The following is a 5,228-nucleotide window of genomic DNA, read 5'->3' as shown; positions in this document are numbered from 1 at the left end:
AAGACAGCAACGTCCGCCAAGGTTATGCGCGTCGGTTCATCGACAAGGTCGTGGTTGCGCCGGGCACGATCACGATCACAGGCTCGATCAAACCGCTGGAACTCGCCGCCAACGACGACACCAATCAGAGAGCACCTATGGTGCCCTCTCTTGATCGGGAGTGGTGCCCAGAAGAGGACTCGAACCTCCACGGCCTTGCGACCGCCAGCACCTGAAGCTGGTGCGTCTACCAATTCCGCCATCTGGGCACGGGGTAGGCGCGGGCCTGTAGAGAAGCGGCGGGAGCCTTGTCAACGGGCGCGCGGCCGGGCAGGGCCGCGGGCCGGTCGCGGACGAGGTTGGACGCATGGAAGGCAGATTGGTCACGCTGTTCGGGGGCGCCGGCTTTCTCGGCCGCTACGCCGCGCAGGCGCTGCTCCGGGCGGGCGCGCGGGTGCGCTTCGCCGAGCGTGATCCCCGGCGCGCGTTCTTCCTGAAGCCGCTCGGCGGCCTCGGCCAGACGCAATTCGTCGCGGCCGACATCCTGCGCGCCGATACCGTGCGCCGCGCGGTCGAGGGCGCGCACGGGGTGGTCAACCTCGTCGGCACCTTCGGCGCGGGCATGGAGCGCGTCCATGTCGACGGGGCACGCGCCGTCGCCGAGGCGGCGGCGGGGGCCGGAGTCGAGGCACTCGTCCATGTCTCCGCGATCGGCGCGGATTCGTCCTCGCCGTCCCGCTACGGCAAATCCAAGGCGGGCGGCGAAGCGGCGGTGCACGCCGCTTTTCCCGGGGCGACCATCCTGCGCCCCTCAGTGGTGTTCGGGCAGGAGGACCAGTTCCTCAACCGCTTCGCCCAGCTGATCGCGCGCACGCCGGTGGTGCCGGTGGTGCGCGGCGGCGCGCGCTTCCAGCCCGTGTTCGTCGCCGACGTGGCCGATGCGATCCGCTTCGCCGTGACCGAGCCTGGGCGGTATGCCGGGCTGACCGCGGAGCTGGGCGGGCCGGACGTCCTCACCATGGGCGCGCTGCTGCGCTGGATCGCCGCCACCATTCACCGCCGCCCCGCCTTCCTCAATCTGCCCGACGCCGCGGGGGCGCTGATCGCCCGCGCCGGCGCACTGCCGGGCGCGCCGCTGACGTGGGACCAGTGGCTCATGCTCCAGCAGGACAATGTGGTCGGCAGCGAGGCGGCGGGGCTCGCCGCGTTCGGCGTGCCGGCGACGCCGATGGCGGGCGTCGCGCCGGCCTGGCTGGTGCGCTACCGCCGCCAGGGCCGCTTCTCCGAGCGCGCGATCGAGCTGGCGAGCACGCGGTGAGCGATCTTCTTACCGCCGCGATCCTCGGCGTGGTCGAGGGCGTGACCGAGTTCCTGCCCGTCTCCTCCACCGGCCACCTGATCCTGGCGACGCGCCTGCTCGGCTATGACGCGGCGCGCTGGGCGGTGTTCAACGTCGTCATCCAGCTCGGCGCGATCGCGGCGATCGTGGTGCTCTATTGGCGGACCTTCGCGACGGTGCTGGGCGGGCTGGCGCGGTGGCAGCCGGGCGCGATCCGCTTCGTGCGCAACCTGCTGGTCGCCTTCCTGCCCGCCGCGGTGATCGGCCTGGCGCTCCACAAGCGGGTGGAGGCGCTGCTCGCCAACGCGCAGGTGGTGGCGGTGGCCTTGATCGTCGGCGGCGTCGCGATCCTGCTCGTCGAGCGGCTCGCCCGGCCCGGCAAGGTCCGCGGCGTCGCCGACGTGCCACTGCCGACCGTGGCGGGCATCGGCCTCATCCAGTGCCTGGCGATGGTGCCCGGGGTCAGCCGCTCGGGCGCGACGATCCTGGGCGGGGTGGCGCTGGGCGTGGAGCGGCGGACCGCGGCGGAATTCTCCTTCTTCCTCGCGATCCCGACCATGCTCGGCGCGAGCGCGGTGGAGCTGCTGAAGAATCGGCAGGCGCTGGCGAGCGGCGGCGGCGTCGGCTGGGCGGCGATCGGCGTGGGCGCGCTCGTCGCGTTCGTCGTCGCGCTCCTTGTGGTGCGAGGGTTCGTCACCTTCGTGGGCCGGCGTGGTTTCGCCCCGTTCGCCTGGTACCGGATCGCGGCGGGCGCTGTCGCTCTGATCGCTCTTCATTCCGTATAGAGCCGTTTCGGCTTTATCCATTTCCTGAAAGCTGCGCGAGGGGTCGAAAGCACTGCAATTTACATCTGTTTAGGTCAGCGTTACTTACTAGCTATGCCGATGGTCACCTATTAAGGAGATGAACGTCATCAACTTGCGCGTGTGAGACTTATGGCCGTCGACACCATGCAGCAGTTCGTCGGCCGGGATCAGGCCTATCCCAGCAAGCGCGTGGCGGGCGAGCGCGCGGCCGACTTCGCCGAGATCGCGGCGCGCTACGCGGTCCCGGACGCGGAAGATCAGGCCGGGCGCTGCTCGCAATGCGGCGTGCCCTACTGCACGGTGCATTGCCCGCTCCACAACCACATCCCGGACTGGCTGCGCCTGACCGCCGAGGGCCGGCTGCGCGAGGCGTATGAGCTGTCCAATGCCACCTCCTCGATGCCCGAGATCTGCGGCCGCATCTGCCCGCAGGACCGGCTGTGCGAAGGCAATTGCGTGATCGAGTTCGCCGGCCACGGCGCGGTGACGATCGGCGCGGTGGAGAAGTTCATCACCGACACGGCCTGGGCGGAAGGCTGGGTGGAGCCGCTCGTCCCCGGCCCGGGGCGCGGCCAGTCGGTGGGCGTGATCGGCGCCGGCCCCGCCGGGCTGACGACCGCCGAGCAGCTGCGGCTCGCCGGCTACGAGGTCCATGTCTACGACCGGCACGATCGTGCGGGCGGACTGCTGACCTATGGCATTCCCGGCTTCAAGCTGGAGAAGCCGGTGGTGATGCGTCGGGTCGAGCGGCTGGCGGCGGGCGGGATCGTGTTCCACCAGGGCTTTGCGGTCGGGCGCGACGCGACGCTCGATCAGTTGCGGCAGCGCCACGATGCGCTGCTGATCGCCACCGGCGTCTATCGCGCCCGTGCAGTCGATGTCGCGGGCGATGAGCGTGACGGCGTGGTGGAGGCGATCGATTATCTCACCGCCTCCAATCGCAAGGGCTTCGGCGACGCGGTGCCCGCCTTCGACGACGGATCGCTGGACGCGCGCGGGCGCCGGGTGGTGGTGATCGGCGGCGGCGACACCGCGATGGATTGCGTGCGCACCGCCGTCCGCCAGGGCGCGGCGAGCGTCACCTGCCTGTATCGCCGGGACCGCGCCAACATGCCGGGCTCGCAGCGCGAGGTGGCCAATGCCGAGGAAGAGGGCGTCCGCTTCGAATGGCTGGCCGCACCGGCGGAGATCGCGGGAGACGAGCGGGTGACGGACGTGCGCTACCGCCGGATGCGGCTCGGCGCGCCCGACGCGAGCGGCCGCCGCGCGCCCGAGCCCGAGCCTGGCGAGCCGCTCGATGCGCCCGCCGACCTCGTCGTCCGGGCGCTCGGCTTCGATGCGGAGCCGCTGCCGCAGCTGTGGGACGCGCCCGGGCTCGACGTCAGCCGCTGGGGCACGGTGCTGGTCGACGGCAAGACGCTGATGACGAGCCTGGAGGGCGTGTTCGCCGCCGGCGACATCGTGCGCGGCGCCAGCCTGGTGGTCTGGGCCATCCGCGACGGCCGCGACGCCGCGGCGGCGATGCACCGCTGGCTCCGCGCCAGAGCGGCGAGCGAGAGACTGGCGGCGTGATGGGCATAGATAGGCGATCGCTAGCATTGGCCGCTGTGGCTTCCGCTTTGATCCATTTGCCAGCGCTTGCACTGGCTCCTGTGCAACAAGGTGCATCAAATACTGTCGAACCCGACGCACTTGGGACGCAACTCGCATCGCTGCTTCAAAGCCGCGAGCGCGTAGAGAAGCTCGACCGAGCCGCAATCCCACCCAGGTTCGAGGCCAATCTTCGGAACCAGCCCGATGTCGTGCGGCTCGATCGATCCCATCCCGGCCTGATCTCGGCTATGGTGAATGCCGGCGTTGATGCCGTCATCCATGTGACTAACGACCATCTTAGGGCGAACTGGATTGCAAAGGGGCAGATTTATTCCGCCTCGCTGTCAGACGATGAATTGCGACAAGCAGTGACATTCTATTCAAGTCCGGTGGGGCAACGTTTTATAGAAAAGTATAGCAGCGGACCGGCCACCCGCCGTTTGACAGCCACTGAGGATATTCCTCCTTCAACGGTTTCGGAGCTGAGGGAGTTTGCAGACGTAAATTCCAAGTCTGCAGACACGACTATGTCGGCAAAAGATATGGCTGCGCTTGCCGATTTTATGGAAAGCTCTGCCGGCCAGAAGATACAGAATATTCGCGAGAAACTCCTCGATCGCATGAGCGTCGAGGCGCAACAGCTCGACCGAGATGCGGAACCGCACGTAAAGATGGCTATGCAGGCCGCTGCGACCCGGTTTCTTGCCTCGTCTGGATCGCCGCGGAAAATGACCGGAACAGGAAGGAAGCGCTAATGCTCCCGACGTTGTCAGGCCTAGACGCCGCGCACGCCCACCTCGCCGAGCACGGCATGTATCGCCCCGAGTTCGAGACGGACGCATGCGGCGTCGGCATGATCGCCGCGACGGACGGCAAGCCCTCGCGCCGCGTCGTGCGCGCGGGCATCGAGGCGCTGAAGGCGGTATGGCACCGCGGCGCGGTCGATGCGGACGGCAAGACCGGCGACGGCGCCGGTCTGCACCTCGACCTGCCGCAAGGCTTCTTCGACGACGCGATCGCGGCCGCCGGCCACCGCCCCAAGCCCAACCGGCTGGCCGTCGGCATGATCTTCCTGCCGCGCACCGACCTCTCCGCGCAGGAAAGCTGCCGCACCATCGTCGAGAGCGTCATCATCGAGGCCGGCTTCACCATCTATGGCTGGCGGCAGGTGCCCGTCGACGTCTCGGTGATCGGGCTGAAGGCGCAGACGACCCGGCCCGAGATCGAGCAGATCATGATCGCCGGCCCGCTGCCCGATGCGGCGACGGCCGCGGAGTTCGAGAAGACGCTCTATCTCGTCCGCCGGCGCATCGAGAAGCGGGTGATCGCGGCGCAGATCCAGGGCTTCTACATCTGCTCGCTGTCGTGCCGCTCGATCGTCTACAAGGGCCTGTTCCTCGCCGAGAGCCTGTCGGACTTCTACCCGGACCTGCAGGATACACGTTTCGAGAGCCGGGTCGCGATCTTCCACCAGCGTTATTCCACCAACACCTTCCCGCAATGGTGGCTGG

The 5,228-nt window shown here is 68.6% G+C and carries 4 protein-coding genes, 1 tRNA gene and 1 pseudogene; 5 read left to right on the top strand and 1 reads right to left on the bottom strand.

Features of this window, described 5'->3' with window-relative positions; translation table 11 throughout:
• Positions 1-161 precede the first annotated feature (161 nt).
• A tRNA-Leu gene (locus tag ACFE64_RS15015) sits at positions 162-248 on the bottom strand.
• Between the two features lie 98 nt (positions 249-346).
• Between ACFE64_RS15015 and ACFE64_RS15010 the strand changes: the two genes are divergently transcribed.
• The 5 genes and pseudogenes from ACFE64_RS15010 to ACFE64_RS14990 all read left to right on the top strand — a co-directional run.
• The gene (locus tag ACFE64_RS15010; RefSeq protein ID WP_375393263.1) at positions 347-1,297 is read left to right on the top strand and encodes a complex I NDUFA9 subunit family protein; all 951 of its coding nucleotides are present in this window, start codon (positions 347-349) and stop codon (positions 1,295-1,297) included.
• Positions 1,294-2,103: an undecaprenyl-diphosphate phosphatase gene (locus ACFE64_RS15005; RefSeq protein ID WP_375393262.1), complete on the top strand. Its 810-nt coding sequence runs from the start codon at positions 1,294-1,296 to the stop codon at positions 2,101-2,103. The genes ACFE64_RS15010 and ACFE64_RS15005 overlap by 4 nt, the downstream gene beginning before the upstream one ends.
• 150 nt (positions 2,104-2,253) lie before the next feature.
• Positions 2,254-3,696, top strand: a complete 1,443-nt coding sequence (locus ACFE64_RS15000; RefSeq protein WP_375393261.1) for an NAD(P)-dependent oxidoreductase — start codon at positions 2,254-2,256, stop codon at positions 3,694-3,696.
• 35 nt (positions 3,697-3,731) lie between these two features.
• A complete protein-coding gene (locus ACFE64_RS14995; RefSeq protein WP_375393260.1) occupies positions 3,732-4,472 on the top strand; it encodes a DUF2059 domain-containing protein in 741 nt (246 codons plus the stop codon).
• A pseudogene (locus tag ACFE64_RS14990) lies at positions 4,472-5,228 on the top strand (glutamate synthase large subunit); the annotation flags it as partial. The gene ACFE64_RS14995 and the pseudogene ACFE64_RS14990, both read left to right, overlap by 1 nt.

This window comes from uncultured Sphingomonas sp., from assembly GCF_964250165.1.
Taxonomy (GTDB): domain Bacteria; phylum Pseudomonadota; class Alphaproteobacteria; order Sphingomonadales; family Sphingomonadaceae; genus Sphingomonas.
Note: the sequence above shows the minus strand (reverse complement) of the source record. Positions and strands in the feature narration are given on the sequence as shown.